Source organism: uncultured Winogradskyella sp. (genome assembly GCF_947501905.1).
Lineage (GTDB): Bacteria > Bacteroidota > Bacteroidia > Flavobacteriales > Flavobacteriaceae > Winogradskyella.
On sequence record NZ_CANMXL010000002.1, the window covers coordinates 156,140 to 180,060 of the forward strand.

Consider the following 23,921-nt stretch of genomic DNA (forward strand, 5'->3'; position numbering starts at 1 on the left):
CCTAGAATTTTATTCTAGGCTTTTTTATCTTTTTAACGTAAAATGTCCTGAATATACTCTTCCATTGCTTGGTCGATTGATTTTAAACCAATAATCATTAGTCGGTAAATCTAGTCCATTAAAAGTCCCATCCCATCCTATAGAATTACCATTAAAGACCTTAAGTAATTTACCATATCTATTAAATATCTCTACATATATATCTGGTTCTCTAAAAGAAGATTTAATCTGCCAAAAATCATTAGTACCATCTTGGTTCGGGGTAAAGAATTTTGGTTGAATTAGCAGAAATACACTTTCAGTAATAATACCGCAACCATTCTTATCTCTTATATACAAAGTATATTCTGATTCTTGTAAATCATCAAAAATTGGGTTATCCTGATAAATTATTCCATCTAAGGAATACTCATAATCACCTAATCCATCTGCAAAAATTTCAATTGCATTATTCGTTGATAAGTCATTAATCAGGATTTCTATTTCAGAAGGTAAGTCAGATATACTTACATTGAAAGTGTGCGAATCTGTACAATCTCCTTCAGATGTTTGATTTAGCACTTCAATTGTATAAGAGCCTGGTTCATCTATTTCTATATGACTAGTATTAGCTCCAGTAGACCATGTATAAGTATCATAATCTCCCTCAATATCAATGAATAAGCTTTGATTTGGACAAATGTAATACCAATCTTCTAGTTGCAACTTTGGTTTTGATTTTACAATAACTGGTATGTTTGCGATATAAAATAAACCAGTTTCTATATCTTCTACTCTAATATAAATAACAGTTTCTCCTATTGGAAATATAAACTCGTTTGACAGCTGATTTGAATTAGAATTTGCATCTGCCTCTGTTAGATGATACGTGATTAATGCGCATAAATTATTACCAAAAAATAGATTATCAAAAACTGTATTATTGAAGTTTATTACTTCATTTTCCTCTTGACAGAAAATATATTCTTGGTTATCTAATGTTGGAAAATCATCAATACTTATAGTTATTGGAGTAATCGTAACATTATTAGGGTTAAGTAATTGTTGTAAACGTAAATAAATTACTTGAGGATTTGTCGTAGTAGTAAATTCATTTTGAAATGCATTGTTATTATTTTGTGCATCCTCTTCAGTTAAATGAAATGTTATTGTACCACAATCGTCAGATCTTAATGTCATATCTTGAAGTTCGTCAACGCTGATACTTACTGAATTATCATTGGATATGTCATCGCAAAAATTAAGCATGTTGGGTATATCTAAGGTATCAGGAATATTTACAAAAATTATTCTTGACATGACTGAGTTTTCATAAGTCGCAGTTACAGTAACTGTATAATCACCTGGTGAAAAACTATGTTCGGGATTAATTTCTGTAGATGTAGAACCGTCCCCAAAATCCCAAAAGACTGATAATATATCATTGCTTGTTTCTAAGGTAAAACGTCTTGCTTGACCTCCACATAAAGGGTCCTCATTTATCCTTAAAAAGAAAAATTGCCTTATATCTTGTGGTAGACCAATATTTGCAACTCTTTCTTCCAAAACTTCATCTGACAACGATACTGATAAATGATCATAATTAGAACCAAAACCAAAACTATTTGGAGTATCAATTATTCCTAAAGAAAGTAGTGTATTATTCTCATCTGTTATTTCTTCAATATTATTAGATGCAACATAAAGCTTCTCGTCTAAGCCCCATTGTATAGCCCATATACGATCTACTCCAGAATATATTTTTGCTTGAGAAGAAAAAAATTCTTCATTCGTATCAACATTAACGTCAAACTGATGCAAAGAACTTGGAAAAGAGTTGCCATTTCCGTCTCCAAAAACATTAGCTGCCGAAACATATATGTATCTATTATTAGGAGAAAACTCAACATATTGGGCTGCTCCAGAGCCTGTGTTAAAAGATGGAATATTAAAAAACGTGTTTTCACCCACACTTAAAACATTACCTTCTACTTTTCCTGTATTATCATTATAATTCATCACCTCAACTTTCGAAGTAATACCAGATGCCCCATTACTAGAAAAGTCTTGAAAAACTACAGCAATACGTTTTGCATCATGAGAAATTTTTATATTACCATGAGCACCACCTATATTACTTCCACTCAAAGGATGTACACTTCCTATTTCAGAAATTATAGGATTGGCGCTTATTCCATTTTCATCAACTAAATAAGAGTAAAATTTATTATCGTTAAGACCATGGCTAACCAACCAAAAATCAATATCATTAGCATGCTGAACAGCTGTGAGCTTTGGGGCTAAAACATTATCAGATAATAATTGATTTTTGACAATCACTTCCCCTAAACCATTATTTCGAGTAATATCAATTTCGGAATAGTATACTTCAATTTCATCAGGTTCTGTAATATTAAACTTTGAAGTAAATAAATAATAAATGTTAGTTGACTCAGGTTTTGGTATTATAACACTACCAAAACTATTAAATCCTAAAGTAATATCTTGACCATTTTGCATGGCTTCATGATTACGGTTAAATACTGTGCCTGAACCAAAATAAAATAATAAATTACCTGCTGCATCAGAAATTGAAGCTGGTGAAGTAGCAAAAAAGGTTTCACCATTTATAAGAAAATTAGTAGACTGCTCATCAAAACTTAAACCAGCGTTGGTACCAAAATACCAATTAGAAAATTCCTTTTGAGAAAAACTAATTTGAGTTACAAAAAAGAACCCAGTAAGCCATATAAACATTATCTTTTTCATAGTCTTGTTAAAGTTACAAAAAATAGCTTTACTATTAAGCTATGAAAGCTTATTGTTAATATTACGTCAAAGAAATAATAGTACTATTATAAAATGCGTTTTGTTTAGTACCTTTACGCAGTTAGTAAAAAAATGAGGCATTACCTACTTCTTTTTCTATGTTTTATATCCGTTTATACATTCGGGCAAGATACTGAACCTGCTAATGAACCTACGAGGGTTCAAGCTACAATTATCAGTAGTACTACAAAATTACCACTTGTAGATGCTAACATTGTGAATCTAAACCAAGTCATTGGTACAACTACAAATGATGATGGTGTTTTTGATATTAGAGCTAAAGTCAATGATACGCTTCACTTATCTTACATAGGTTACAAGTCTATAAAAGTGCGTGTGACCAATGACTGGATTAAGTTTGGTAATACTGAGATAGAGATGACAGATTTAGCTCTAGCTCTAGAAGAAGTTGTTGTCAATCAGTTAAAACTTACTGGGTATCTCGAAGTAGATATTAAGCAGATTCCTATCAGAACAAATAACCGTTTTAGAATTTCTGGTTTACCAAATCAAGGCTATGAAGCCGGACAAACCAATGTAGTTAATAAAGTCTTAGGTGCCATTTTTAATCCTGCCGATTTCCTTTACAAGATGTTTGGTAAAAAACCAAACCAGATGCGTAAGCTAAAGGAAATGAAAAAAGACGATGAAATTAGAAATCAGCTTGCAAAGCGTTTTGACCGTGAAATGCTAACTGTATTATTACAAGTTGACAAATACGATTTAGACGAGATTGTGAATCAGTGTAATTATTCTAGAGACTTTATAAGATCTGCTAATGATCTTCAGATATTGGACGCTATAAGCGAATGTTATGAAGAATACAAAGTCCTTAATCGTAATAACGAACGTAAAAGGGGCAAGAAAAAGGTAACGCCTTAACCTTTTGAGTGTAACGCTACGCGGTTTCCTTCAGAATCTATAAAAACTCCCATATGTCCATGCTCATCAGAGATTTTGGTTTTTTCTTGATATATTCTTCCGCCTGCAGCTTCTACTCTATTCAACTCATTTTGCACGTTGTCTGACATAAAATAAACTAAAGTGCCTTCTTGACTTGGGACATAAGAGTCTTGAAAAATTAATGTTCCGGTTGCTCCATAAGCACCATCATTATTAGGAAACCACCCCATTAACAAGCCTCCAAAATCGACAATATTTATTTCAATATTAAAAACCTTTTCATAAAACGCCTTTGCGCGATTTATATCGTTTACGGGAATTTCAAACCAACCTACCATAATACTACTTTTTATCTATTGAAATTTACAAAAATTTAAGATCTCGATTGGTATCGCTCTACTATAGCATCGTAATCTTTTATGGTTTTCTTTATCCAATCAAAACGCTTTTCTATAATTTCTTCATCAGAAAGTTTCCAGTCAATATTAGATATACGAAGCTTTGATGTCACATGCTGAAGAATAATAGCGGCAGATACAGATATATTTAAACTCTCTGTAAAACCAACCATTGGTATCTTTAAAAAGCAATCTGCATGTTCCATAACATACTGAGATAAACCTTCTGTTTCGCGGCCAAAAAAGAAGCATGATTTTTTAGAAATGTCAAAATTTATTAAATCACAATCATTAGTATGTGGTGTAGTTGCTACTATTTGATAACCGTTCTGTTTTAAATCGTCAACACAGGACTTAACACTATTATAACGGTTTAAGTCTACCCATTTTTGAGCACCCATAGCAATTTCTCTATCAATCCGCTTTGAGTTAACTTCTTCAATAACATTAACTTCTTGTATTCCAAAAACATCACAAGTTCGTATGACTGCACTAGTATTATGCAATTGGTACACATCTTCAGTAGCAACCGTAAAGTGCTTAGTACGTAAAGGCAAGACCGTATTAAATCGTTTTAAACGATTTTCAGTAAGGTAGCCTTCGAGATGTTTTAGGAGGTCTAAGTCTAACATAAATATTATATTTATCAAATATAAAACAATCTTATGCTCAAAAAAGTTGCCCTACTTTTTCTATTTTTAATAATCAGCCTAACTAGTACTTCTCAAGTAAGTGAATGTAAATGTTCTCTCTTAAAATATTCTGAAGAAAACAGTGAAAAAGTAATTGCTCTAGGCGAGTTAATTGAAAACGCTTTTAATGAGTCTAATACAAAGCCTTTTGTAGAAAATTTCAACAAAGAAGCTTTCAATAAAAACATCACTAAAGATAGTCTCATTGATAGTAATGATATGTACACCAGAAGATTTTTAAAAAGTCTTGAAAACACATCAAATACATTAGGAGAACGCATTTTATCTGAAATTGAAGATGGTGCCTATTACAATTTTATAAATTTTGAATTTAATATCCCAGAAAGTGCTTATTACATGACATTTAGAATATATTCTGAAGAAACAGGGGTAAATTATCATGATTACAAAATATGCTATGATGGAGAAAATGTGATGTATAATGACATCTATATTTATCTTACAGGAGAACATTTAAGTGAGACCTTTGGCCGTATTTATAAAGCTAGTAAACCGTCGAAAAATAAATTTGTAAAACTTTTTAAAGGTGAAAAAAAACACCCATTCTCTAAAGTTATTAAAGCCCAGCAATTACTTAAAGAAGGTAAGCCAAAAGAGGCTTATGAAACTATCACAGAAGTGAAAGGCAAAAATGCTGAAGAAAAATTTTTCTTAATACTTAAAGGAAACATTGCTGCAGCTTATGATGACAATTTATATAAAGAAAATTTAGAGATTTTTGCGAAGTTGTATCCAGATGACCCAACTTTGTACATGAAGCAAATAGATTATTATATTTTAATTGGCAACTATATTAGGGCAATTGAAAATATTGATAAACTAATGTTTGAAACCGATGATGATTTTTTAAATATCATGAAAGCTAATCTTTATTTAAATCAGACTGATTACAAAAATGCAGATATTCATTATTCATATATGATAGAAAATTATCCATTTTTGGTTGAAGGCTACATAGGTCATATTAGTAGTCTTACCTATCAAGAGCGCTATAGTGATGCTGTAAATGTTATAAATACTTTGACAAAACAAGGTTTTGATAAAAATGAACTGAGTGATTTTTTAGAGTCTGATGATGAGCAGGGAATAAATGTGCTAGAAGCTCTTGTACTATCAGACGAATATAAAGCATGGAAAAAATCTTAAATGCAGATTAAAAAACACATTGTTGTATTAACTGGCGCTGGTATGAGTGCCGAAAGTGGTATTAAGACTTTTAGGGATGCTGATGGACTTTGGGAAGGTCACGATGTTATGGAAGTAGCCTCACCACAAGGTTTCCGAAATAATCCTGGATTAGTACTTGATTTTTATAATCAAAGGCGACGACAACTCAAAGAGGTGAATCCAAATGCTGCACACATCGCTTTAGCGGACTTAGAAAAGGAATACAATATCTCTATTGTCACCCAAAACGTTGACGATTTACACGAACGTGGAGGAAGCAAAAATGTATTGCATCTTCATGGAGAACTGAGAAAAATCCGTAGCACCGGAAACCCAACAGACATTAGAGATTGGCAGGATGATATTAATCTAGGTGATGTTTGCGACAATGGTTATCAATTAAGACCACATATTGTTTGGTTTGGTGAAGATGTACCAATGATTGAAAAAGCAGTAGCAATTTGCGAAACTGCAGATATTCTTGTTATTATTGGAACAAGCATGCAGGTATATCCTGCTGCTAGTTTAATGAACTTTGTAAAATCAACAGTCCCTATCTATTATATAGACTCAAAACCAGCAGACATTAATAACTCTAATGTGACAGTAATACCAGAACTTGCTACATCAGGTATGCAAAAATTGTTAAAAGAACTTAAGAAGTACTAATACAACTAACAATATTACAATAAGCATTAATTTAATCATCTTGCGTTAGTTTAAAAAATTCGTTTACAGATTTACCAAAAACTTTAGATAGCTTCAATGCTAAAACCGTAGATGGCACATATCTATTCGCTTCGATTGAGTTTATTGTCTGTCGGGAGACACCTATTTTCTTAGCCAAATCATCTTGTGTTAGGCTTAATATCGCGCGCTCCACTTTTATCGAGTTTTCCATTATCTATAACGCTTTAAAGTATGGTAAAAACCTAATTGTATTAGAAACATAAAGCTTAATAATTGAAAATCTCCTAATTCTTTATAAGCTTCACCTCCCGAATGCACTATGTTAGAAACCCCAAACTCAACATAAGGCATTATTATAGCGTAAAGAACACCTATAATAAAAGCAATAGCATAGGATTGTGCGCGTATGGCAATAGTCATCTCATCCTCTTCCTTATCTCGTGATAAAGAGATACATAATAGACCAATAATAAATACTTTTCTTCCTATACCTCTTATAAAATCTGCATTATCAGGAAATTGATTTCTCACAAAAAATAACACAAATGCTAAAATAACTAATACCACTCCAATCCATTTAAACAACGTTGGTAATCTAAAATCTAATACTTTCTGTATGCGATGACGCTCGCATTCCGTAAAATTCTTTCCGCTCATAATTGACAAATATATTTTATATTAAGTAAAATTATTTTTACTTAATGACAAATATACTTTACATTTTTAAAATTCACAAAAGAATTTTTAAAAAGTTAATATTTTAATTACTAAAACCTAACTTCGTTTGTGGTAGGCAAAGCTTGTCGATGTATTAAAAATGAATTTATCTATGTATTAAGTGCGATTAAAAAAATGAACAAATACCAATCAATCATAAAATCAAATCTTATAGGAATTCTCATAGCAGGAGGAATATTCTATTGGGGTTTTGCTAATGATGGATATACAAGAATGGGAATAGGAATATTAATCCTATTTGCTGTTATTAAATCAGGAATAGATAACTTTAATTACGCAATAGAACTAGAAAATTGGATTAAAGCAAACCAAGGTAAATTAGTATTATTTTACCCTACAAAAAAAACCATTCAACAGAAAATTAAAACTGATTTTATTCCAAAAATTCCATATGAAATAATGGAAGTCTATTATGACGGACCAAAATTAGTCGGAGATGTAAAACACTCAATTGTGTTTGAAATAATGAAATGGAATTCCAATATAAGGATACATCAACCAGCAATTCTTAAAATCGTGAATGAATCAGTTGTTATGGAAAAACTTGACGAACTTAAAACAATAGAGAATACTGATTTAGATTATCAAGTATTATTAAAAAAAATTGAAAAAGTAGAAAAAGGAACTAACAGTATGTGTTAAACGAAACATCAAAAAATCACTTATTCTTTTCTTCAATCCATTTACTCATATACTTTGTACTTTGAAGCGTGTGATGCATTAATAATTGTCCTGTAAAATTTTGTTGGCGATAAGTATTTAAGTTTTGCTTTAAGTCGTTTAATCTATCTACAAAACCTGTTTCAAAATTTTTAATATTAAAACGGCTATTTAAAACTTTAAAACCATTGGTCTGTTTATCTTTCCAAACAGTCTCATTAGTATATAAGTCAATAGCCTTTTGCGCAAAAGCTTCAGAATTATCCTCAACAAAACCATTGGCTTCAAGCTCACCAAACATACCTTCAGCTGCTATTGAAGACATCATACAAGGCGTGCCACTTTTCATAGCATCTATCAATTTCCCTTTTAAGCCAGCACCAAAACGCAATGGCGCTAAACAAACTCTTGAGTTTTGCATCACAACATCAACATCTTTAACAAAACCTTTGATTAAAAAGCCATCTTTTTGGTGATGCAATTGTAATACCTTTTGTGATTCGTATGCGCCATAAACATGCAATTCCGCTTTAGGCAATTGTCGTCTAATTAATGGCCATATTGTTTGCTTTAAATATAAAACCGCATCATAATTTGGTGCATGTAAAAAATTACCAATGGTTACAAAATGCTGACGTTTCTCAAAAACAGGAAACTGTTCTGTTTCGTTTTTCGTAATTGGGTCTATTAAAAAAGGTAAATAATACAAAAGTTTTCTATCTACCTTAAGTTGATTTACCAATATATCTATTTCAGCTTCAGAAATTATTAAGCTTAAATCACAGCGATATATACTAGCAACCTCTCGTTTAGTCGTATCATTTTGGAGGTGCTCTATCGAGAAATCTGCATTTTCTTTTAAAGCTATTGCTCTTCCCTTTCGTAACCCATGAACGTCTTCGGTATCAAGAATTCTTATCGCATTAGGACATTGTTCCGCGACACGCCAACCAAATTGTTCTTCGGTCATAAAACGATCAAAAAGCACCACAATTGGATTAAACTCTTTTACAAAATCGTCAAAAGATGAGTTATTTAGTGCTATAGATGCAGTTTTTACATCAATAGGGCTTAAATCAAAAGCTTTATCACTTTCATTAGCCGTAGTTACAAATGTGATATCAAAACCTTGCTTTTGAAATTGCTGAATAAGTTGTAACATTCTACTCCCTGCAGCAGAACTATTTGGTTCTGGCCAAACAAATCCAATGATTAAAAGCTTTTTATTAAACACTATAATTATTCTGGACGTTCCATTTGAAGCGCATATTTTGTACGCACCTGCTTAGCCCAAGTAATGATAGCTTCAATTTGCTGCGGAGATAAATCCGCATCACCATGCGTCCAAGTGTAGCTTGGCAGTGGCATTTCTTTTTCCCCTACTTCTTCTATAAGTTCATCAAACTTGTGATCTTTTTTCTTAACCGAATAGTCATTCCATTTAGAAACATTAAAATGACCTTTTCCATGTTTAATATGATCATTCAACCAATAATTCACAGGTGTAATTGCATTATACCAAGGATATCTTGTCTTATCACTATGGCAATCAAAACAAGCGTTTTTTAATATAATTTTTACATCTTCAGGTGGATTAGTTTCAGCCAAAAAAGCATCAACCGATGCCAAATCACCTTGGTTTTTTTCTGGCCCAAAAAACTGAGCAATTACAAATACTATTAATAGAGCTAGACCTAATTTTTTGAGCAATTTTTTCATCATGTAATTTTAACTAATTTAGAAGCTTTAAAAATAAGAAACCTTTTGACAAAAGACCAACTTTACAAAGAATTAAATTATGTAAATCATTCACGAGAAAAACGCTTGCTTTATGCAAATCTCGTAATTGATAACCCTGAGTTAATTCCGTCTCTTCTAGAAATTCTTTTTACAGTAGATGATAAGATATCTTGTCGTGCTGCATGGGTTTTTGAATTTATGTGTGGTGAAAAACTAGAAGCCATTATACCTTACCTAGATACTTTTACTGAAAATATTTCTAAAGTCCATTTAGACCCAGCAGTAAGACCTGTTGCAAAAGTTTGCGAATATTTGATTAAAGATTATTATTCTAAAACAGAGAACAAAATTAAAGCACACCTTACTGAAGCGCATAAAGAAAAAATTGTAGAAGCTTGTTTTGATTGGATGATTAATGACGAAAAAATAGCACCTAAAGCCTATGCTATGAATAGTTTGTTCTTACTTGGTAATGAGATTGGTTGGATTCATCCAGAATTAGTTATCATACTTAAACGCGATTATCAAATACAAAGTTCCGGATTTAAAGCCCGAGCTAGACACATTTTAAAGAGAATAGACAAATAAATTGTATAAGTAAAATTTTAATAAATCTTAGTGCTTGCTGCTTCTTACTTCTATTTGACTTTGTTATCTTTGATGTTTTTAAAATTCTAAACGCAAATGGCACTTTCATCACTGAATGCAATCTCTCCAATTGACGGTAGATACCGCTCTAAAGTCGAAGCTCTAGGTAACTATTTTTCTGAAGAAGCACTTATAAAATATCGTGTTTTAGTAGAAGTTGAATATTTTATTGCACTTTGCGAAATTCCATTACCGCAATTAGAATCTATTAATTCTTCTGTTTTTGAGGATTTAAGAGCTATCTACAGAGATTTTTCAGCTGAAGATGCTACTGCAATAAAAAACATAGAAAAGATTACAAATCATGATGTAAAAGCTGTAGAGTACTTTATCAAAGAACAGTTTGATGCTTTAGGTCTTGTTGAGTATAAAGAATTTATTCATTTTGGATTAACATCTCAGGATATAAACAATACAGCTATTCCTTTAAGTATTAAGGATGCCATGAATGATGTATATGTTCCTGAATATTTCACGCTTTTAGAAAAAATTGAAGGTCTTGCTGAAGAATGGAAAGCCATACCTATGCTAGCAAGAACGCACGGACAGCCAGCCTCTCCTACTCGCTTAGGAAAAGAGATATTAGTATTTGCTGTTAGATTAAAAGAACAATTTAATTTATTGAATGACATCCCAAGCGCTGCCAAATTTGGCGGTGCTACTGGAAATTTTAATGCGCACAAAGTAGCATATCCTCATATCGATTGGAAAGATTTTGGAACAAGATTCGTGCAAGAAAAATTAGGTTTACAACATTCTTTCCCAACAACTCAAATTGAGCATTATGACCATATGGCTGCGCTATTTGATGCTTTAAAACGTATCAATACCATAATCATAGATTTGGATAGAGATATCTGGACCTATGTAGCTATGGATTATTTTAAACAGAAAATTAAAAAAGGTGAAGTTGGTAGTTCTGCAATGCCACATAAAGTGAACCCAATTGATTTTGAAAATAGTGAAGGTAATCTTGGAATTGCTAATGCAATTTTCGAACATCTGTCAGCTAAATTACCGATATCTAGATTACAGCGAGATTTAACAGATAGTACGGTTTTACGTAACGCAGGTGTACCGTTTGCACATACACTTATTGCGTTTAAATCTACATTAAAAGGTTTAGGTAAGTTATTATTGAATGAAGCAAAATTTGCACAAGATTTAGAAAACAATTGGGCAGTTGTAGCAGAAGCCATACAAACGATTTTAAGACGAGAAAACTATCCTAATCCTTACGAGGCTTTAAAAGGTTTAACAAGAACCAATGAAGCTATTACTCAGTCTTCAATTTCAAATTTTATTGACACTCTAGAAGTCTCAGATACCATTAAGAATGAGCTAAAAACTATCACTCCTAGTAATTATACTGGCATATGAAATTTAAGCTTCCTTTTCCTATAAATAACAATACAATATCATTAAGTTTTGTAGCAATCATTACTATTGTTTTTTTTATTGCTGGACTTTTTGATGTACTTGATTTTATAATTATAAAGGTTTTATTAATAGGACTTACAGGAGCTCTTGGACTAATCGTCTCTATTATTTTATTTAAAAAAGGGCTAATAAAAAATCGTCCAGAGGAAAATCCTAAGGACGATTCTAATTAACATTTTAATTTTTCAGTAAATAGAGGTCAGTCTATTTAAAAAAATCTGTTAGGCCATTTAGGTCTGAATCTTCGAATTTTACATCATCCATGATTGTACGTAATGACACTAAATCATTAGCATTCATGTCGTCTCCTAAAATTCTAGCAACCATAAAGCCTTTGTCATTTGCATTTCCTAGAACAATGAGTTCGTCAATACTCTCTACATCTCCTAAAAACTTAACTACGAATTTTCCGTCTGTAGTATTACCACCACGCATTAATTCTTCGTACTTAGGGTCTTTAAGAATTGTTTTTACGTTTTCTAATTCCGTTTTGTAAACATCTATGTTTTTACTATCTACTTTAAACGCTAAAACATTAAGCTTATCTATTGATTTATAAGCTTTTTCTTGTTGTTCTGAGAGCTCAACTTTATCTACATCGATAAAACTCGTAGGTATATCAAAAGTTGTAAAGCCAGGTTTTAACTCATTATCTACATAATACGTTTGCAATGTTGGCCCATTGCTACAGCTTACAAAAGCTGTAACAACTAGGGCTAACATCACAAGTTTTTTGATTGATTGAAATTGCATAATAATTGATAATTAGTTTTTCTTCTTATTCGCTTTTTTAAGCTGATCACCACCAGGCATATTCATCTGGTTAGTTAACTTTGAAATCTGTCTTAAGTCAATATCACCTGTAAGAGATAATACTACAGTTTCAATTTCTCTTTTCTGACCATTAATTTCAATATCCTGTCCTTTTGTCATTTCTTTAAGACCGTTTACAAACATTAATAATTCTTTTACATGGTTTTCGTCTTTACCTTCTTTTACATAAAAGAATACTGTTTGGTCTCCATCCTTAATACGCATTAACTCTTCTAAGTCAGATTTCTTTAAATAAGACTTAACTGTAGAGTTCATATCCGCTGATATTTTTTCATCTCCTGTTGTAAATACTTTAAATCCAGTAATATTTTTAGCCATATCTACAAATTCTTGAGCTTCTGGGTCATCTAAATCTATACCCATAGTCGCTAACATTTTAAACATTTTTTGGTTAACTACTACTGATGTTACACCGTCTAAATCTTCAAATCTATCAAAGATTCCTTGTCCAAAAGATACTGCCGATGTTAATACAAAAGCTACTATTAAAATTAAATTTCTCATGATTCTTGTTTTTGTTTTTGTGTTATTACTTTAAAAGTTTGTTTGTTGTTTTTCCGAATTCTTTTACAAAATTTGCTTTGTAAACTCCTGCATTAAAATTATCAGATGCCATTTCTAAGACATTGATACTTGATGCGCCTTCGTTAAAATTTGAAGACATAAAGGCTAAAGCATTTTTAGTTTTGTTATACAATTCAATTTCTTCTTGAGAGTACGTTGGGCTACTCCACATTTGCGGTATCATAATACCAAACATCAAAACTGCGGCTGCTGCGACTGAAATCCATTGGTAGAAATTTATTTTCTTCTTAGTGTTTAATGGAACGTCCTTGGTAAACGCTTCTTGCTGCGTATTAGTAAAATAGACAAACAAAGGCTTGTAAGACTCTAAATGAGATGCTACATCATCACTGCTAAAATAAGCTCTTAATTGTGCTTCTTCCTGCAGCGTTGTTTCTGCGTTGTCGTACTTTTCTAATAATTTTTCGATACTATTTAATACCATAACCATGTGTCTTAGTTAATTGTTCTCTTATAGTTTTTCTAGCTCTTGATAAGGCGACACGTATTGCCGTTTCGTTCATGTCTAACATTTTAGAAATCTCTGCAAAATCGTATTGCTCTATATCTCTAAGCTGAACTATAATTTTTTGTTGTTCTGGTAATGTTTCTATGATGCTCGAGACCCAGTCAACACTATCTCTAGCTTCTACTTGTTTTTGTAATGACGAGTGACCTTTATCTTGATAGTTACTATGAACTATCTTTAGATTCTGAGCTTGTTTAGACTTTAAACGGTCTAAACAAAAGTTCTTAGTCATGGTCATAGAAAACGCTTCTACATTTTTGTAGTCACTGATTTTCTGTTTGTTATTCCATAATTTCAAAAGTATTTCTTGTGTCGCATCTTCGGCTTCTTCACGAGAAACCAGTAAACGTTTTGCTAAACGAAACACTTTGTCCTTAAATGGCATCACTAAGCTTACAAAATCTGCCTGTGTCATTACTTGGTTTTGATTGGTTGAACCCTTCGACAAGCTCAGGGTAAAAAAGTCGCTTTTTACACGTCTTCATAATTACGACGATGTATAACATATTTTGTTACAATCATTTAAAACTAAATTACAATTGTTTGATTTTCAATAATTTAAAATTAAAAATAGTTATTAAATGTTTGACTTAAAAACCGTTCATCGTATTTTCTTTTTAATTCTACAATATTGTAAGTAAATTTAGAGTTTTACAACTGATATCTATAATTACTATAGTAAACCCAAAGAAAAAGAAAGATGAAATCGAAGATTCACAAATACCTAAAAAACAATAGAGACATTATAAGTAATAAATTTAAACTGTTACTACTTACAATAACAGTAGCCCTTTTTGCGACTAGTTGTTTTGAAGATAGAGATGATAATCTTGTTCTAACAAATGATGTTAAAGACTTTGTATGGAAAGGCATGAATGAGTTTTATGTATATGGTAATGATGTCCCAGATTTAAGAAACGAGCGTTTTGGATTAAATGGACTAGATAATAGGTACGAATCTACACCAGAATATTTGCAATATCTTGGAGGCTTTTCATCTCCTGAAACAATTTTTGATGCCTTAGTTTTTGATGCCGGCAATACAGATCGGTTTAGTACAATATTCCCAGATTTATTTGCTGCATTAGAATTATTTCAAGGCACTACAACAACTAATGGTCTACGGTTTTCTGCATTTCCTGTTCCTGGAAGTTCTAATGAAGTTTTTGCAGTTGTAAGGCTTGTACTTAATGGCAGTACTGGAGATTTAGCAGGGATTGAAAGAAATATGGTGATTACTGGAGTTGATGGTACTACATTGAATACAACTAATTTTTCAGATTTATTAACTCAAGATACTGCTACTTTCAATTTTGCAAACTATGATAATAATGGAACTGAAGCACTCGATGATGATATCATAACACCTAATGGCACAAGTATTACAGTATCTAAAGAAGCTTTTACAGATAATCCTGTTCACCGTGTTGAGGTCATTGTTGAAGATAATGAAACTATAGGCTACTTAATGTACAATAGCTTTAGAGATAATTTTGAAACTGAATTAAATCAAGCTTTTGCGCAACTACAAGCAGCTAATGTAGAACATCTAGTTTTAGATTTAAGATACAATGGTGGTGGAGCTATTGTTACCGCAGCACGTTTAGCAAGTATGATTACTGGGCAATTTAATAACCAAGTGTTTTCTAATGCTGTATTTGGACCAAACAGACAAGAAGATAATACAACATTTAATTTCACAAATACGATAACTGGAGGAGCAGCAATTAATAGCTTAAATTTAGACAAAGTATATGTACTTACTACTGATGGTTCTGCTTCTGCAAGTGAATTAATCATAAACAGTTTGAGACCTTATATCGATGTTGTCCAAATTGGCACAACAACAACTGGTAAAACTACAATTAATAGACTTGTATTTGATTCTCCAGATTTTGGGACACAACAAGTGACTTCTGCTCATACTTATGCACTATTTCCTTTAATTGGTGATTCTTCAAATAGAGACAATGCTCTAGTACCTTCTACAGGATTAGTACCAAATATTGAATTAGCTGAATCTAGAGCTAATTTTGGTACACTTGGCGACCCTAACGAGCCATTATTAGCAAGAGCTATTGCAGATATTACTGGAAGTGGCCGTTTTACAAATAGTTTAGATAATTCTGTGCTACCAGAATTAAAATCAAAAAAATTAGAAGAACCTCTTGATGGATATATGTACATTAATGATTAACAAAAAAAGCCGCTTCAATTGAAGCGGCTTTTTTATTTTGAATCACCCAACTTCACGTTCGAGAGCTATATAATGTGTTTTATTTCCATTATTATATAATGGGAAAATTTTCACCTCACATTTATATGGTATTCCATTTTTCTTATGATTAATAATCACATCTTTGAACGGTAAATCTGTCTTTAGATGCTTTCTTATTCTTTGCTTACTCGTTATTGAAGTTTTAGAACCCTGCAGAAATCTTGGTGTTTTAGTTAATGCCTCTTTTTTGGAAAAACCTGTCATATCAGAAAACCCATTATTTACCCATAAAATTTTCTGATTTATGTCAGTAACTATAATTGCTTCAAATTGTTCCTTTTCAAAAATGGAGTCCATATTATTTTGCCAATTAAACTTTGACGCCAAAGATTTAACTTTAATAATATCTTGAAAACTTTTAGATTCAATCATTTTTTTAGAATTGACTTCACTATATAAATCCCAACTCATTAGAGGAAGTCTTAGCTCGTTATGCTCTATTTTTGAATAGATTTTATCAAAATTGTTTTCACTAATAGAAGAAAGGTAAATGTCTAATGACATCATATTAATTAAATTATTTTTCATAATTCAATTAAAATCAAAGCTTAAGATTAAATCCTAAACTAATATTTCTTCCTAGTGTTGTAAAGCCTATAATTTCAGAATAGTCTTCATTGAATAAGTTATTGACTGTTGCAAAAACTTTTAATTTATTGTTCTCTAATAATTTATGACTGAAATACAAGTTGATTAATGAATAGGCTTCTAAATCTACATTTGTAAACGTTGAAAAATCAGTATCCTGTCTTTCTCCTACATATTGCGCATCTATAGACGCAAAAGTTCTAGGAGAAAAATCGTAGCCTATACTTGCATTAGCGCGATGTTTAGGTAAACGAATACGCGTCCCTTCTTTTAGTTCTGTAAATGTATAATTAGTAGAAATCGATACGTTTTTAAAAATATTCAATTCTGTTTCTAGCTCAAAACCTTGGACAGTAGCATCGTTAGATGCATTCTCATAGCCATTAGAACCAAAAATGATGGTATTCTGCTCATCTCTATTAAAATACACTCCGCTTATTCTAAAACCATTTTTAGTATTGTATTCCAAACCACCTTCGATAGTCGCATTTTCTTCGGGCTCTAAATCTGCATTTGGTCCAAAAAACCCAAATAGTTGCGATAAGTTAGGTGCAATAAATGATGTTGCATACGACCCAAATATTTTAGCATAACCTTCATTAACTGCAACCTTAAAAGACGGATTAATATTATATACAAACTGAGAACCATATTCACTATGATTGTTTAATCTTCCACCTGCATTAATAGTTAAGCCAATATCCGTAATGTAAACTACATTTGCATAAGGATCCGTACTCGTAAAGCTTTCTTCTTCAGCAAACAAACTTTTATAATCACCATAATTAAGACCTACTATAGTATAGATGTTATCATTAAAAGTGTATTTATTAAATACATCTACTACAAAACTCTCAGCTTCGTTTATAGAACCAAAAGCAGAAATAGTTTCTCTCTCAATATCGGTATATGCTGCATTTACTTGAATACTACCATTTTTATATGTGAATTTTGGAGCTATACCGACTCGTTTTTGTTTTGATAAAAATTCATCATTAGTATCTGCAAAAGTGAAGTTTGGTGGTGGAAAACCATCAATATCAGTTTTAAATCGATCTATACTTCCATATGCCGTAACATTAAAATTATCTGAAAACTCATAATCTAATTTTAAATTCACATTATATCTAGAAAATGGGTCAGCTTCAGGATTAGTAGACGCAGCTGCCGATAAACCTTCTGCAAACTGATTGCCAAAACTAGCCAAATACGTAAAATCATTTAAAGTTCCATTTACAGTAACATTATTTGTAAAATGCTCTGCTCTATAATCATCTACATCTTGTGACTGATTTGTACCAACAACTGATAAGAAGCTGGCCGAAATTGTCTTTTTAGAAGACTTTTTAGTCGTAATATTTATAACGGCTGTAGCAGCAGAGTTACCATATAGTGTACTTGCTGCACCTTTTACGATTTCAACAGTTTCAATAGTATTTAAGTCTAAAAGACGTAAATCAAACTCATTATTTACCAAAGATGGGTCATTTACTTGCACGCCATCAATAAGTACTAAAACTTGTCTGTTATTTCCGCCTCTAACAAAATATCCAAGATTTTGTCCTGCTACACTTCGTGTCCCATTAATTTCTATACCACTTTTGGTATTGATTAACTGAGCCAACGTACGTCCTTGGTTATTCTCAATCTCTTTTCGTGTAATTTTCACTACTGTTTTACCAGAATTTTCACGTTTAATTGCAAAACGCGTGTCCGTAATAACGACTTCGTCTAGCTTTTCGACTTTAGTAGAATCTTGCGTTTGTGCAAATCCAACATTGAGTATGCCAATAGATAGCACACCTAACCATTTTAGTTTTTTCATTTTAAATTTTAATTGCTCGAGAACATACAGCGAACCATACGTAAACTTTTATCCCGAAAGTTGTACTTATTTGTTGAAATTGGCAGGTCTCCTGACTTACGTCTTGTTGTTGGTCTTCCCATCCTAAACTATTATGGACAGTGACTTTGAAGGTAACAACAAGCTTTATAGCTTACAGTTGCGGGAACAGTTCTGGATTTTAACCAGATTCCCTTTTAATCGAAACATAAATAATTATGAATCAAACCAGATTTCGGCGCAAAACTAAACAATTGTTTTATTGTTTTCATTTAAAAGTCTAAATAATATTACTTTTGAAAGAAAACTATCCTTTTTGAAACTCTACAAATACATAATTATATTTCTGGTTCTTGTCGCTTGTAAGGATGAGAAAAAAGAAGAATTACTTCCCTTCTCACAAACAAAACAACTAAAGCTTAAATATGCAGAAGGGTTTTCAGTGATTGAATACCAAGATTATAAAGTCCTGACTATTTCTAAACCTTGGCCAAAAGCAGAAAAACAATATCAATATTTACTTGCTTCCTCTGAGCAATTAGCAAAAATGACATTTCCAAAAGATGCTTATGATGGTATAATTACAAATACTTTAGAAAGAATTGTTGTTACATCTACCACAAATATTCCTGCCTTAGAACTTCTTGGTGTTGAAAAAAGCTTGGTTGGGTTTCCTGGTACAGACTATATTTCTTCTGACAAAACACGACAACTTGTAGATAATGGAACTATTAGAGAACTTGGCAAAAACGAAGGCATAAATACAGAAGTCTTGATTGAGATTAACCCAGATGTTGTTGTTGGGTTTGGAGTGGATGGAGTAAATAAAACTTTTGAAACTATTAAGAAAGCAAATATCCCTGTCATATATAATGGAGATTGGGTTGAGTCTTCGGCTCTGGCAAAAGCAGAATGGATTAAGTTTTTTGGTATCCTTTTTAATAAAGAGAAAGAAGCTGATTCTATTTTTAATACTATTGAAAAGAACTATCAAGACGCCAAATCATTGGCTACAAATGCAATTTCAAAACCTACCATATTAAGTGGTGCCTTGACTAAAGATGTGTGGCACTTGCCAAACGGAAACAGTCCAGAAGCTCAATTTCTTAAAGATGCTAATGTCAATTATCTATGGAGTGACACTGACGGAAACGGCAGCTTATATCTAAGTTTTGAGGCTGTTTTAGATAAAGCCAAACATGCGGATATGTGGTTAAGTCCATCTTATTACAGGAGCTTAAAACAAATGAAAGATGCTAATCCGCTTTACACAAATTTCGATGCTTTTAAAAGTGGAGAAGTCTACAGTTTTACCAACTCAGTTGGCGCAACAGGCGGAAATTTGTATTACGAACTTGGTGCTGCACGCCCAGATTTAATTCTAAAAGACATCATAAAAATCGCGCATCCTGAGTTATTAGTTAACTACGAACCGTACTTTTTTAAGAAATTTGAAGACTAATAAAACATACAACCTTCAATTTCTATTGCTATTTGTAATTTTAGTTTTATGCTTCTTTACGAACATTAGTCTTGGTTCTGTTAGTATCCCATTTAAAAGTATTTTTAATGGATTATTTGGAACTATTGAGAATTCAAGCTGGCAAGTAATTATTACAGACTTTAGATTGCCTAAAGCTATTACTGCGATTTTAGTAGGTTCAGGTTTAGGGATTTCAGGATTATTAATGCAAACATTATTCAGAAATCCATTAGCTGGACCATTTGTTTTAGGTATTAGCTCAGGTGCTAGTTTAGGCGTTGCTTTGGTTATTTTGGGTTCTGGATTATTTGGCGGTTTATTTGCTACAGCTTTAACTACCAAATGGAGTATAGTTATTGCCGCAAGCTTGGGAAGTTTTTTAGTATTATTAGCAGTTTTAGCTGTCTCTAATAGAGTAAGAGATACAATGGCTATACTTATTATTGGGTTAATGTTTGGGAGTATAACAGCCGCTGTTGTTAGTGTATTATCCTATTTTAGTTCTGCTGAACAATTGCAACAATATATCTTTTGGGGTTTTGGGAGTTTGAGCAACCTATCTTGGAGTGAACTTATCATCTTTTTTGGAATTTACTTAGTTGGATTATTATTGAGTATTCTATCCATTAAAGGCTTAAATAGCCTTTTATTAGGAGATAATTACGCTAAGAGTTTGGGTCTTAACTTAAAACAGAATCGACTTGTTATTATAATTGCTACAAGCCTAATCGCAGGAACAATTACAGCATTTGCCGGTCCAATTGCTTTTATAGGTTTAGCTATTCCACATTTGACACGACAAATTTTCACAACCTCAAACCATAAAATTTTGTTACCTGCAGTTTGTTTGTTTGGTGCTATTATAATGCTTATTTGCGATAGTATTGCTCAAATTCCAGGTAGTGACTATGTCTTACCCATTAATGCTATAACGGCTTTAGTTGGTGCGCCAGTAGTCATCTGGTTATTGGTTAGACAACGAAAAATGATATTTTAATAGTGAGCAAAGACGCAAAAAATACCATTCTTAAAACAGAGAATCTTTCCATTGGCTATAAAACCAAAAAGGGAGACACAGTTGTTGCTTCAACTATTAATTTTGAGTTGCGTCAAGGGCAACTTATTGGGCTAGTTGGTGCCAATGGTATCGGTAAGTCTACGTTGCTTAGAACATTAATAAAAGTACAACCCAATTTATCGGGAAGTATTTTTCTGAATCATAAAGATCTAAAAGAAACCTCAACCATAGAATTAGCAAAACAATTGAGCATTGTTTTGACTGAACAATTAACATCAAAAAATTTATCTGTTTACGAATTGGTAGCTTTAGGTCGCCATCCTTACACCAACTGGATTGGGAACCTATCTACTGAAGACACTCAAAAAGTAAATGAGGCCATTGAGTTAGTAAATATCTCTGATTTAAAAGAAAAGAAATGTTTTGAACTCAGTGATGGGCAACTTCAAAAAGTAATGATTGCCCGTGCTCTAGCTCAAGATACAGATATTATTGTTTTAGATGAACCTACGACGCATCTAGACATGTATCATAAGGCATATATTCTAAAACTACTACAAAAGTTAACCAAAGAAACAGGAAAAACCATTCTGTTTTCCTCACATGAAATAGACTTAGCTATTCAACTTTGTGACACAATGATTGTCATGACAAATGATAGTCTAGTTTGTGACCAACCTTGTAATCTTATTGAAGACGGTGTTTTTAATTCGCTATTCCCTAAAGACATGATTGCCTTTGATACTAAAACGGGTAGCTTCAAGATAACCCAATAACTTTTATTTTAGTTTCGGCATTAAAATTTATCTTTGAAGAAATTCAGATTAAAAAATGAACGACACGCTTATTCTTTTGATTACCATTATAGTTTCTGCCGGAATTGGTACTTTTATTGGATTTAAATTTTCTCAACTTAACAACAAAAGTGAACGCAGTACTTTAGAAGAAAGACAACTTCAGCTTAATAATTCTATAAATGATTTAAAACAGAATATTGAAAAAACGGAGTCTGAACGAGAAGAAATTCGTCGAGAAAAAGATTTTTTAAATACCGAATTATCGCGTCGTAATACTGAGTTTGAAAACCTTCAGCAGCAAAACTTAAAACATGACGAGGAACTTGCAAAACAGCAAGAACAATTACGAAAAGATTTTGAGCTAATGGCTTCTAAAATACTAGAAGAAAAATCAGAGAAGTTTACCACTCAGAACAAAGAAAATATAAAGAACATCTTAAACCCTTTAGAAGAAAAAATAAAAGTCTTTGAAAAGAAAGTTGAAGATTCCCAAAAGGAAAGCATAAGTATGCATTCGGCTTTAAAAGAGCAATTATTAGGGCTAAAAGATTTGAATCAACAAATGGCTAAGGAAGCCACTAACTTAACAAAAGCCCTTAAAGGAGATAGTAAAACTCAAGGGAATTGGGGTGAATTGGTTTTAGAGCGTGTCTTAGAAAAATCTGGTTTAGAAAAAGACCGTGAGTATTTTGTTCAGCAAAATTTTCAACTCGAAGATGGGTCTCGGGTGATGCCAGATGTGGTATTACACCTACCCGATTCTAAGAAAATGATTATTGACTCTAAAGTATCTTTAACAGATTACGAGCGCATGGTTAATGCTGATGATGAAGAAAGAGCACAATACTTAAAATCACACGTTAGTTCAATAAAAAAGCATGTAGACCAACTATCTGCAAAAAATTATCAAGATTTATATGATATAGAATCTCCAGATTTTGTATTAATGTTTATACCTGTTGAACCTGCTTTTGCAGTAGCTATAAATGAAGATAATTCGCTCTATAATAAAGCTTTTGAACAAAATATTGTTATTGTTACACCTTCTACCCTATTGGCTACCCTTCGTACCATAGATACTATGTGGAATAACGAAAAGCAGCAGCAAAATGCCATTGAGATAGCTAGACAAGCTGGTGCGCTTTACGACAAATTTGAAGGCTTAGTAACAGATTTAACTGGAGTTGGTAAAAAAATTGATGCCGCAAAGAATGACTATTCTTCTGCCATGAATAAACTCGTTGAAGGCAAAGGCAACCTTATTTCTAGAGTAGAAAACATCAAGAAAATGGGTGCCAAAGCCAAAAAGTCTCTACCAGAAAACATCATAAAAAGAGCTGAAGAAGACGAATAATTAAATATTCCATAAAAAAGGCATAATTTAAAATATTCCATAAAAAAGGAATAAATTATAATATTCCATAAAAAAGGCATATATTTGATTTAAATACCAAATATTATGACCAGTATAATCACAGGAGATATTATAAAATCTCGAGATTTTAAAAACCAAGATATATGGCTTAATCAGCTAAAGTCTGCACTAGCAATGCTGTCAAGTGATGCTTCTTATTACGAAATTTATAGAGGTGATAGTTTTCAATTAGAGCATAGAGCTTATTTCGATAGTTTCTTTGCTGCTGCTTATATTAAAGCTTGCATAAAGTCAATAAAAGGATTAGATGTACGTATCGCAATTGGGGTGGGTAACAAGTCTTATCAAGGTAAAACAGTAAGTGAATCAAATGGAGAGGCTTTTGTGTTTTCTGGTGAAACTTTTGAAACACTTAAAAAAGAAAAGCTCAATTTAAAAATTAAAACAGGGAATTTCGATTTAGACGAAGAGTTAAATCTATATTTTAAGCTTGCGCTTATAGCCATGGACAATTGGACGGTAAATTCAGCAGAAATTGTAAAGTTAAGTTTTGAAAACCCAAACATGATTCAGTCAGAATTGGCTAAATTAGTAGGGATAAGTCAAGATGCAGTAAGTAAACGCCAAAAACGCGCATACCTTGACGAAATAAAAGAACTTGATTTAATTTATAGACATAAAATAGAAACATTAAAAAACGTCTAGAC

Annotated in this window: 26 protein-coding genes and 1 riboswitch; of the genes, 13 read left to right on the top strand and 13 right to left on the bottom strand. The window is 32.1% G+C overall.

Annotated features, from left to right (window positions below; all coding sequences use genetic code 11):
• Nucleotides 1–24 precede the first annotated feature (24 nt).
• Nucleotides 25–2,748, bottom strand: coding sequence for a T9SS type B sorting domain-containing protein (locus tag Q0770_RS04355; protein WP_299114392.1), 2,724 nt, complete (start codon nt 2,746–2,748; stop codon nt 25–27).
• 132 nt (nt 2,749–2,880) lie between these two features.
• Between Q0770_RS04355 and Q0770_RS04360 the strand changes: the two genes are divergently transcribed.
• Nucleotides 2,881–3,690: a carboxypeptidase-like regulatory domain-containing protein gene (locus tag Q0770_RS04360; RefSeq protein ID WP_299114394.1), complete on the top strand. Its 810-nt coding sequence runs from the start codon at nt 2,881–2,883 to the stop codon at nt 3,688–3,690.
• Here the strand turns inward: Q0770_RS04360 and Q0770_RS04365 are convergent.
• Together Q0770_RS04365 and Q0770_RS04370 are read right to left on the bottom strand one after the other, a co-directional pair.
• Nucleotides 3,687–4,049 carry a VOC family protein gene (locus Q0770_RS04365; RefSeq protein ID WP_299114396.1) on the bottom strand — a complete coding sequence of 121 codons (363 nt, stop codon included), beginning with the start codon at nt 4,047–4,049 and terminating at the stop codon, nt 3,687–3,689. The genes Q0770_RS04360 and Q0770_RS04365 overlap by 4 nt on opposite strands.
• A 35-nt stretch (nt 4,050–4,084) precedes the next feature.
• Nucleotides 4,085–4,741: an RNA methyltransferase gene (locus tag Q0770_RS04370; RefSeq protein ID WP_299114398.1), complete on the bottom strand. Its 657-nt coding sequence runs from the start codon at nt 4,739–4,741 to the stop codon at nt 4,085–4,087.
• 33 nt (nt 4,742–4,774) lie between these two features.
• Between Q0770_RS04370 and Q0770_RS04375 the strand changes: the two genes are divergently transcribed.
• Both Q0770_RS04375 and Q0770_RS04380 read left to right on the top strand, forming a co-directional pair.
• Nucleotides 4,775–5,968, top strand: coding sequence for a M48 family metallopeptidase (locus tag Q0770_RS04375; RefSeq protein ID WP_299114400.1), 1,194 nt, complete (start codon nt 4,775–4,777; stop codon nt 5,966–5,968).
• The gene (locus tag Q0770_RS04380) at nt 5,969–6,658 is read left to right on the top strand and encodes an NAD-dependent deacylase (RefSeq protein WP_299114402.1); all 690 of its coding nucleotides are present in this window, start codon (nt 5,969–5,971) and stop codon (nt 6,656–6,658) included. It abuts the gene before it with no gap.
• A gap of 31 nt (nt 6,659–6,689) precedes the next feature.
• Here the strand turns inward: Q0770_RS04380 and Q0770_RS04385 are convergent, their stop codons facing one another.
• Nucleotides 6,690–6,890 (bottom strand): helix-turn-helix transcriptional regulator, encoded by a 201-nt coding sequence (locus Q0770_RS04385; RefSeq protein ID WP_299114404.1) that lies wholly within the window; start codon nt 6,888–6,890, stop codon nt 6,690–6,692.
• The gene (locus Q0770_RS04390) at nt 6,890–7,336 is read right to left on the bottom strand and encodes a hypothetical protein (RefSeq protein ID WP_299114406.1); all 447 of its coding nucleotides are present in this window, start codon (nt 7,334–7,336) and stop codon (nt 6,890–6,892) included. The genes Q0770_RS04385 and Q0770_RS04390 overlap by 1 nt, the downstream gene beginning before the upstream one ends.
• A 195-nt stretch (nt 7,337–7,531) precedes the next feature.
• On the opposite strand from Q0770_RS04390, the gene Q0770_RS04395 reads away from it, so the two are divergent.
• Nucleotides 7,532–8,059, top strand: a complete 528-nt coding sequence (locus Q0770_RS04395) for a hypothetical protein (RefSeq protein ID WP_299114408.1) — start codon at nt 7,532–7,534, stop codon at nt 8,057–8,059.
• Nucleotides 8,060–8,075: 16 nt separating this feature from the next.
• Here Q0770_RS04395 and Q0770_RS04400 read toward each other — a convergent pair whose 3' ends face one another.
• Nucleotides 8,076–9,311: a glycosyltransferase gene (locus tag Q0770_RS04400; RefSeq protein WP_299114410.1), complete on the bottom strand. Its 1,236-nt coding sequence runs from the start codon at nt 9,309–9,311 to the stop codon at nt 8,076–8,078.
• A 5-nt stretch (nt 9,312–9,316) separates the two neighbouring features.
• A complete protein-coding gene (locus Q0770_RS04405; protein ID WP_299114412.1) occupies nt 9,317–9,796 on the bottom strand; it encodes a heme-binding domain-containing protein in 480 nt (159 codons plus the stop codon).
• Nucleotides 9,797–9,841: 45 nt separating this feature from the next.
• Between Q0770_RS04405 and Q0770_RS04410 the strand changes: the two genes are divergently transcribed.
• The 3 genes from Q0770_RS04410 to Q0770_RS04420 all read left to right on the top strand — a co-directional run bounded on the left by Q0770_RS04410 (nt 9,842) and on the right by Q0770_RS04420 (nt 12,078).
• Nucleotides 9,842–10,405, top strand: coding sequence for an adenylosuccinate lyase (locus Q0770_RS04410; RefSeq protein WP_299114414.1), 564 nt, complete (start codon nt 9,842–9,844; stop codon nt 10,403–10,405).
• Nucleotides 10,406–10,501: 96 nt separating this feature from the next.
• Nucleotides 10,502–11,845: an adenylosuccinate lyase gene (gene purB / locus Q0770_RS04415; RefSeq protein ID WP_299114416.1), complete on the top strand. Its 1,344-nt coding sequence runs from the start codon at nt 10,502–10,504 to the stop codon at nt 11,843–11,845.
• Nucleotides 11,842–12,078, top strand: a complete 237-nt coding sequence (locus Q0770_RS04420; RefSeq protein ID WP_299114418.1) for a hypothetical protein — start codon at nt 11,842–11,844, stop codon at nt 12,076–12,078. The genes purB and Q0770_RS04420 overlap by 4 nt, the downstream gene beginning before the upstream one ends.
• 31 nt (nt 12,079–12,109) lie before the next feature.
• On the opposite strand, the gene Q0770_RS04425 is transcribed toward Q0770_RS04420, so the two are convergent.
• Genes Q0770_RS04425 through Q0770_RS04440 form a run of 4 tightly spaced genes read right to left on the bottom strand, consistent with a single transcriptional unit; the run spans nt 12,110 to nt 14,247 of the window.
• The gene (locus Q0770_RS04425; protein WP_299114420.1) at nt 12,110–12,628 is read right to left on the bottom strand and encodes a DUF4252 domain-containing protein; all 519 of its coding nucleotides are present in this window, start codon (nt 12,626–12,628) and stop codon (nt 12,110–12,112) included.
• A gap of 42 nt (nt 12,629–12,670) precedes the next feature.
• Nucleotides 12,671–13,243: a DUF4252 domain-containing protein gene (locus Q0770_RS04430; RefSeq protein ID WP_299114422.1), complete on the bottom strand. Its 573-nt coding sequence runs from the start codon at nt 13,241–13,243 to the stop codon at nt 12,671–12,673.
• A 25-nt stretch (nt 13,244–13,268) separates the two neighbouring features.
• Nucleotides 13,269–13,754, bottom strand: a complete 486-nt coding sequence (locus tag Q0770_RS04435) for a hypothetical protein (RefSeq protein ID WP_299114424.1) — start codon at nt 13,752–13,754, stop codon at nt 13,269–13,271.
• Nucleotides 13,735–14,247 (bottom strand): RNA polymerase sigma factor, encoded by a 513-nt coding sequence (locus tag Q0770_RS04440; RefSeq protein ID WP_299114426.1) that lies wholly within the window; start codon nt 14,245–14,247, stop codon nt 13,735–13,737. Before Q0770_RS04440 ends, Q0770_RS04435 begins: the two co-directional genes overlap by 20 nt.
• Nucleotides 14,248–14,532: 285 nt before the next feature.
• On the opposite strand from Q0770_RS04440, the gene Q0770_RS04445 reads away from it, so the two are divergent.
• On the top strand, nt 14,533–16,029 hold the full coding sequence (locus Q0770_RS04445; protein ID WP_299114428.1) for a S41 family peptidase: 1,497 nt from the start codon (nt 14,533–14,535) through the stop codon (nt 16,027–16,029).
• A 42-nt stretch (nt 16,030–16,071) separates the two neighbouring features.
• Here Q0770_RS04445 and Q0770_RS04450 read toward each other — a convergent pair whose 3' ends face one another.
• Together Q0770_RS04450 and Q0770_RS04455 are read right to left on the bottom strand one after the other, a co-directional pair.
• Complete coding sequence (locus tag Q0770_RS04450; protein WP_299114430.1) at nt 16,072–16,638, bottom strand: PAS domain-containing protein; 567 nt, start codon at nt 16,636–16,638, stop codon at nt 16,072–16,074.
• Nucleotides 16,639–16,651: 13 nt separating this feature from the next.
• Nucleotides 16,652–18,523: a TonB-dependent siderophore receptor gene (locus tag Q0770_RS04455; protein ID WP_299114432.1), complete on the bottom strand. Its 1,872-nt coding sequence runs from the start codon at nt 18,521–18,523 to the stop codon at nt 16,652–16,654.
• 63 nt (nt 18,524–18,586) lie between these two features.
• Nucleotides 18,587–18,789, bottom strand: a riboswitch (cobalamin riboswitch).
• Nucleotides 18,790–18,857: 68 nt separating this feature from the next.
• On the opposite strand from Q0770_RS04455, the gene Q0770_RS04460 reads away from it, so the two are divergent.
• The 5 genes from Q0770_RS04460 to Q0770_RS04480 all read left to right on the top strand — a co-directional run bounded on the left by Q0770_RS04460 (nt 18,858) and on the right by Q0770_RS04480 (nt 23,919).
• Complete coding sequence (locus Q0770_RS04460) at nt 18,858–20,003, top strand: ABC transporter substrate-binding protein (RefSeq protein WP_299114434.1); 1,146 nt, start codon at nt 18,858–18,860, stop codon at nt 20,001–20,003.
• Nucleotides 19,993–21,021 carry an iron ABC transporter permease gene (locus Q0770_RS04465; protein ID WP_299114436.1) on the top strand — a complete coding sequence of 343 codons (1,029 nt, stop codon included), beginning with the start codon at nt 19,993–19,995 and terminating at the stop codon, nt 21,019–21,021. Before Q0770_RS04460 ends, Q0770_RS04465 begins: the two co-directional genes overlap by 11 nt.
• A gap of 2 nt (nt 21,022–21,023) precedes the next feature.
• On the top strand, nt 21,024–21,818 hold the full coding sequence (locus tag Q0770_RS04470) for an ABC transporter ATP-binding protein (RefSeq protein WP_299114438.1): 795 nt from the start codon (nt 21,024–21,026) through the stop codon (nt 21,816–21,818).
• 55 nt (nt 21,819–21,873) lie between these two features.
• Nucleotides 21,874–23,193, top strand: coding sequence for a DNA recombination protein RmuC (gene rmuC, locus Q0770_RS04475; protein WP_299114440.1), 1,320 nt, complete (start codon nt 21,874–21,876; stop codon nt 23,191–23,193).
• 105 nt (nt 23,194–23,298) lie between these two features.
• Nucleotides 23,299–23,919 (top strand): transcriptional regulator, encoded by a 621-nt coding sequence (locus tag Q0770_RS04480; RefSeq protein WP_299114442.1) that lies wholly within the window; start codon nt 23,299–23,301, stop codon nt 23,917–23,919.
• The last annotated feature ends 2 nt before the right edge of the window (nt 23,920–23,921 follow it).

Excerpts from the sequence above, each read along its gene's own strand:
- Q0770_RS04355 (WP_299114392.1), bottom strand. The coding sequence starts at position 2,748 with ATGAAAAAGATAATGTTTATATGGCTTACTGGGTTCTTTTTTGTAACT.
- Q0770_RS04360 (WP_299114394.1), top strand. The coding sequence starts at position 2,881 with ATGAGGCATTACCTACTTCTTTTTCTATGTTTTATATCCGTTTATACA.
- Q0770_RS04365 (WP_299114396.1), bottom strand. The coding sequence starts at position 4,049 with ATGGTAGGTTGGTTTGAAATTCCCGTAAACGATATAAATCGCGCAAAG.
- Q0770_RS04370 (WP_299114398.1), bottom strand. The coding sequence starts at position 4,741 with ATGTTAGACTTAGACCTCCTAAAACATCTCGAAGGCTACCTTACTGAA.
- Q0770_RS04375 (WP_299114400.1), top strand. The coding sequence starts at position 4,775 with ATGCTCAAAAAAGTTGCCCTACTTTTTCTATTTTTAATAATCAGCCTA.
- Q0770_RS04380 (WP_299114402.1), top strand. The coding sequence starts at position 5,969 with ATGCAGATTAAAAAACACATTGTTGTATTAACTGGCGCTGGTATGAGT.
- Q0770_RS04385 (WP_299114404.1), bottom strand. The coding sequence starts at position 6,890 with ATGGAAAACTCGATAAAAGTGGAGCGCGCGATATTAAGCCTAACACAA.
- Q0770_RS04390 (WP_299114406.1), bottom strand. The coding sequence starts at position 7,336 with ATGAGCGGAAAGAATTTTACGGAATGCGAGCGTCATCGCATACAGAAA.
- Q0770_RS04395 (WP_299114408.1), top strand. The coding sequence starts at position 7,532 with ATGAACAAATACCAATCAATCATAAAATCAAATCTTATAGGAATTCTC.
- Q0770_RS04405 (WP_299114412.1), bottom strand. The coding sequence starts at position 9,796 with ATGAAAAAATTGCTCAAAAAATTAGGTCTAGCTCTATTAATAGTATTT.
- purB (WP_299114416.1), top strand. The coding sequence starts at position 10,502 with ATGGCACTTTCATCACTGAATGCAATCTCTCCAATTGACGGTAGATAC.
- Q0770_RS04420 (WP_299114418.1), top strand. The coding sequence starts at position 11,842 with ATGAAATTTAAGCTTCCTTTTCCTATAAATAACAATACAATATCATTA.
- Q0770_RS04425 (WP_299114420.1), bottom strand. The coding sequence starts at position 12,628 with ATGTTAGCCCTAGTTGTTACAGCTTTTGTAAGCTGTAGCAATGGGCCA.
- Q0770_RS04430 (WP_299114422.1), bottom strand. The coding sequence starts at position 13,243 with ATGAGAAATTTAATTTTAATAGTAGCTTTTGTATTAACATCGGCAGTA.
- Q0770_RS04435 (WP_299114424.1), bottom strand. The coding sequence starts at position 13,754 with ATGGTTATGGTATTAAATAGTATCGAAAAATTATTAGAAAAGTACGAC.
- Q0770_RS04440 (WP_299114426.1), bottom strand. The coding sequence starts at position 14,247 with ATGACACAGGCAGATTTTGTAAGCTTAGTGATGCCATTTAAGGACAAA.
- Q0770_RS04445 (WP_299114428.1), top strand. The coding sequence starts at position 14,533 with ATGAAATCGAAGATTCACAAATACCTAAAAAACAATAGAGACATTATA.
- Q0770_RS04450 (WP_299114430.1), bottom strand. The coding sequence starts at position 16,638 with ATGAAAAATAATTTAATTAATATGATGTCATTAGACATTTACCTTTCT.
- Q0770_RS04455 (WP_299114432.1), bottom strand. The coding sequence starts at position 18,523 with ATGAAAAAACTAAAATGGTTAGGTGTGCTATCTATTGGCATACTCAAT.
- rmuC (WP_299114440.1), top strand. The coding sequence starts at position 21,874 with ATGAACGACACGCTTATTCTTTTGATTACCATTATAGTTTCTGCCGGA.
- Q0770_RS04480 (WP_299114442.1), top strand. The coding sequence starts at position 23,299 with ATGACCAGTATAATCACAGGAGATATTATAAAATCTCGAGATTTTAAA.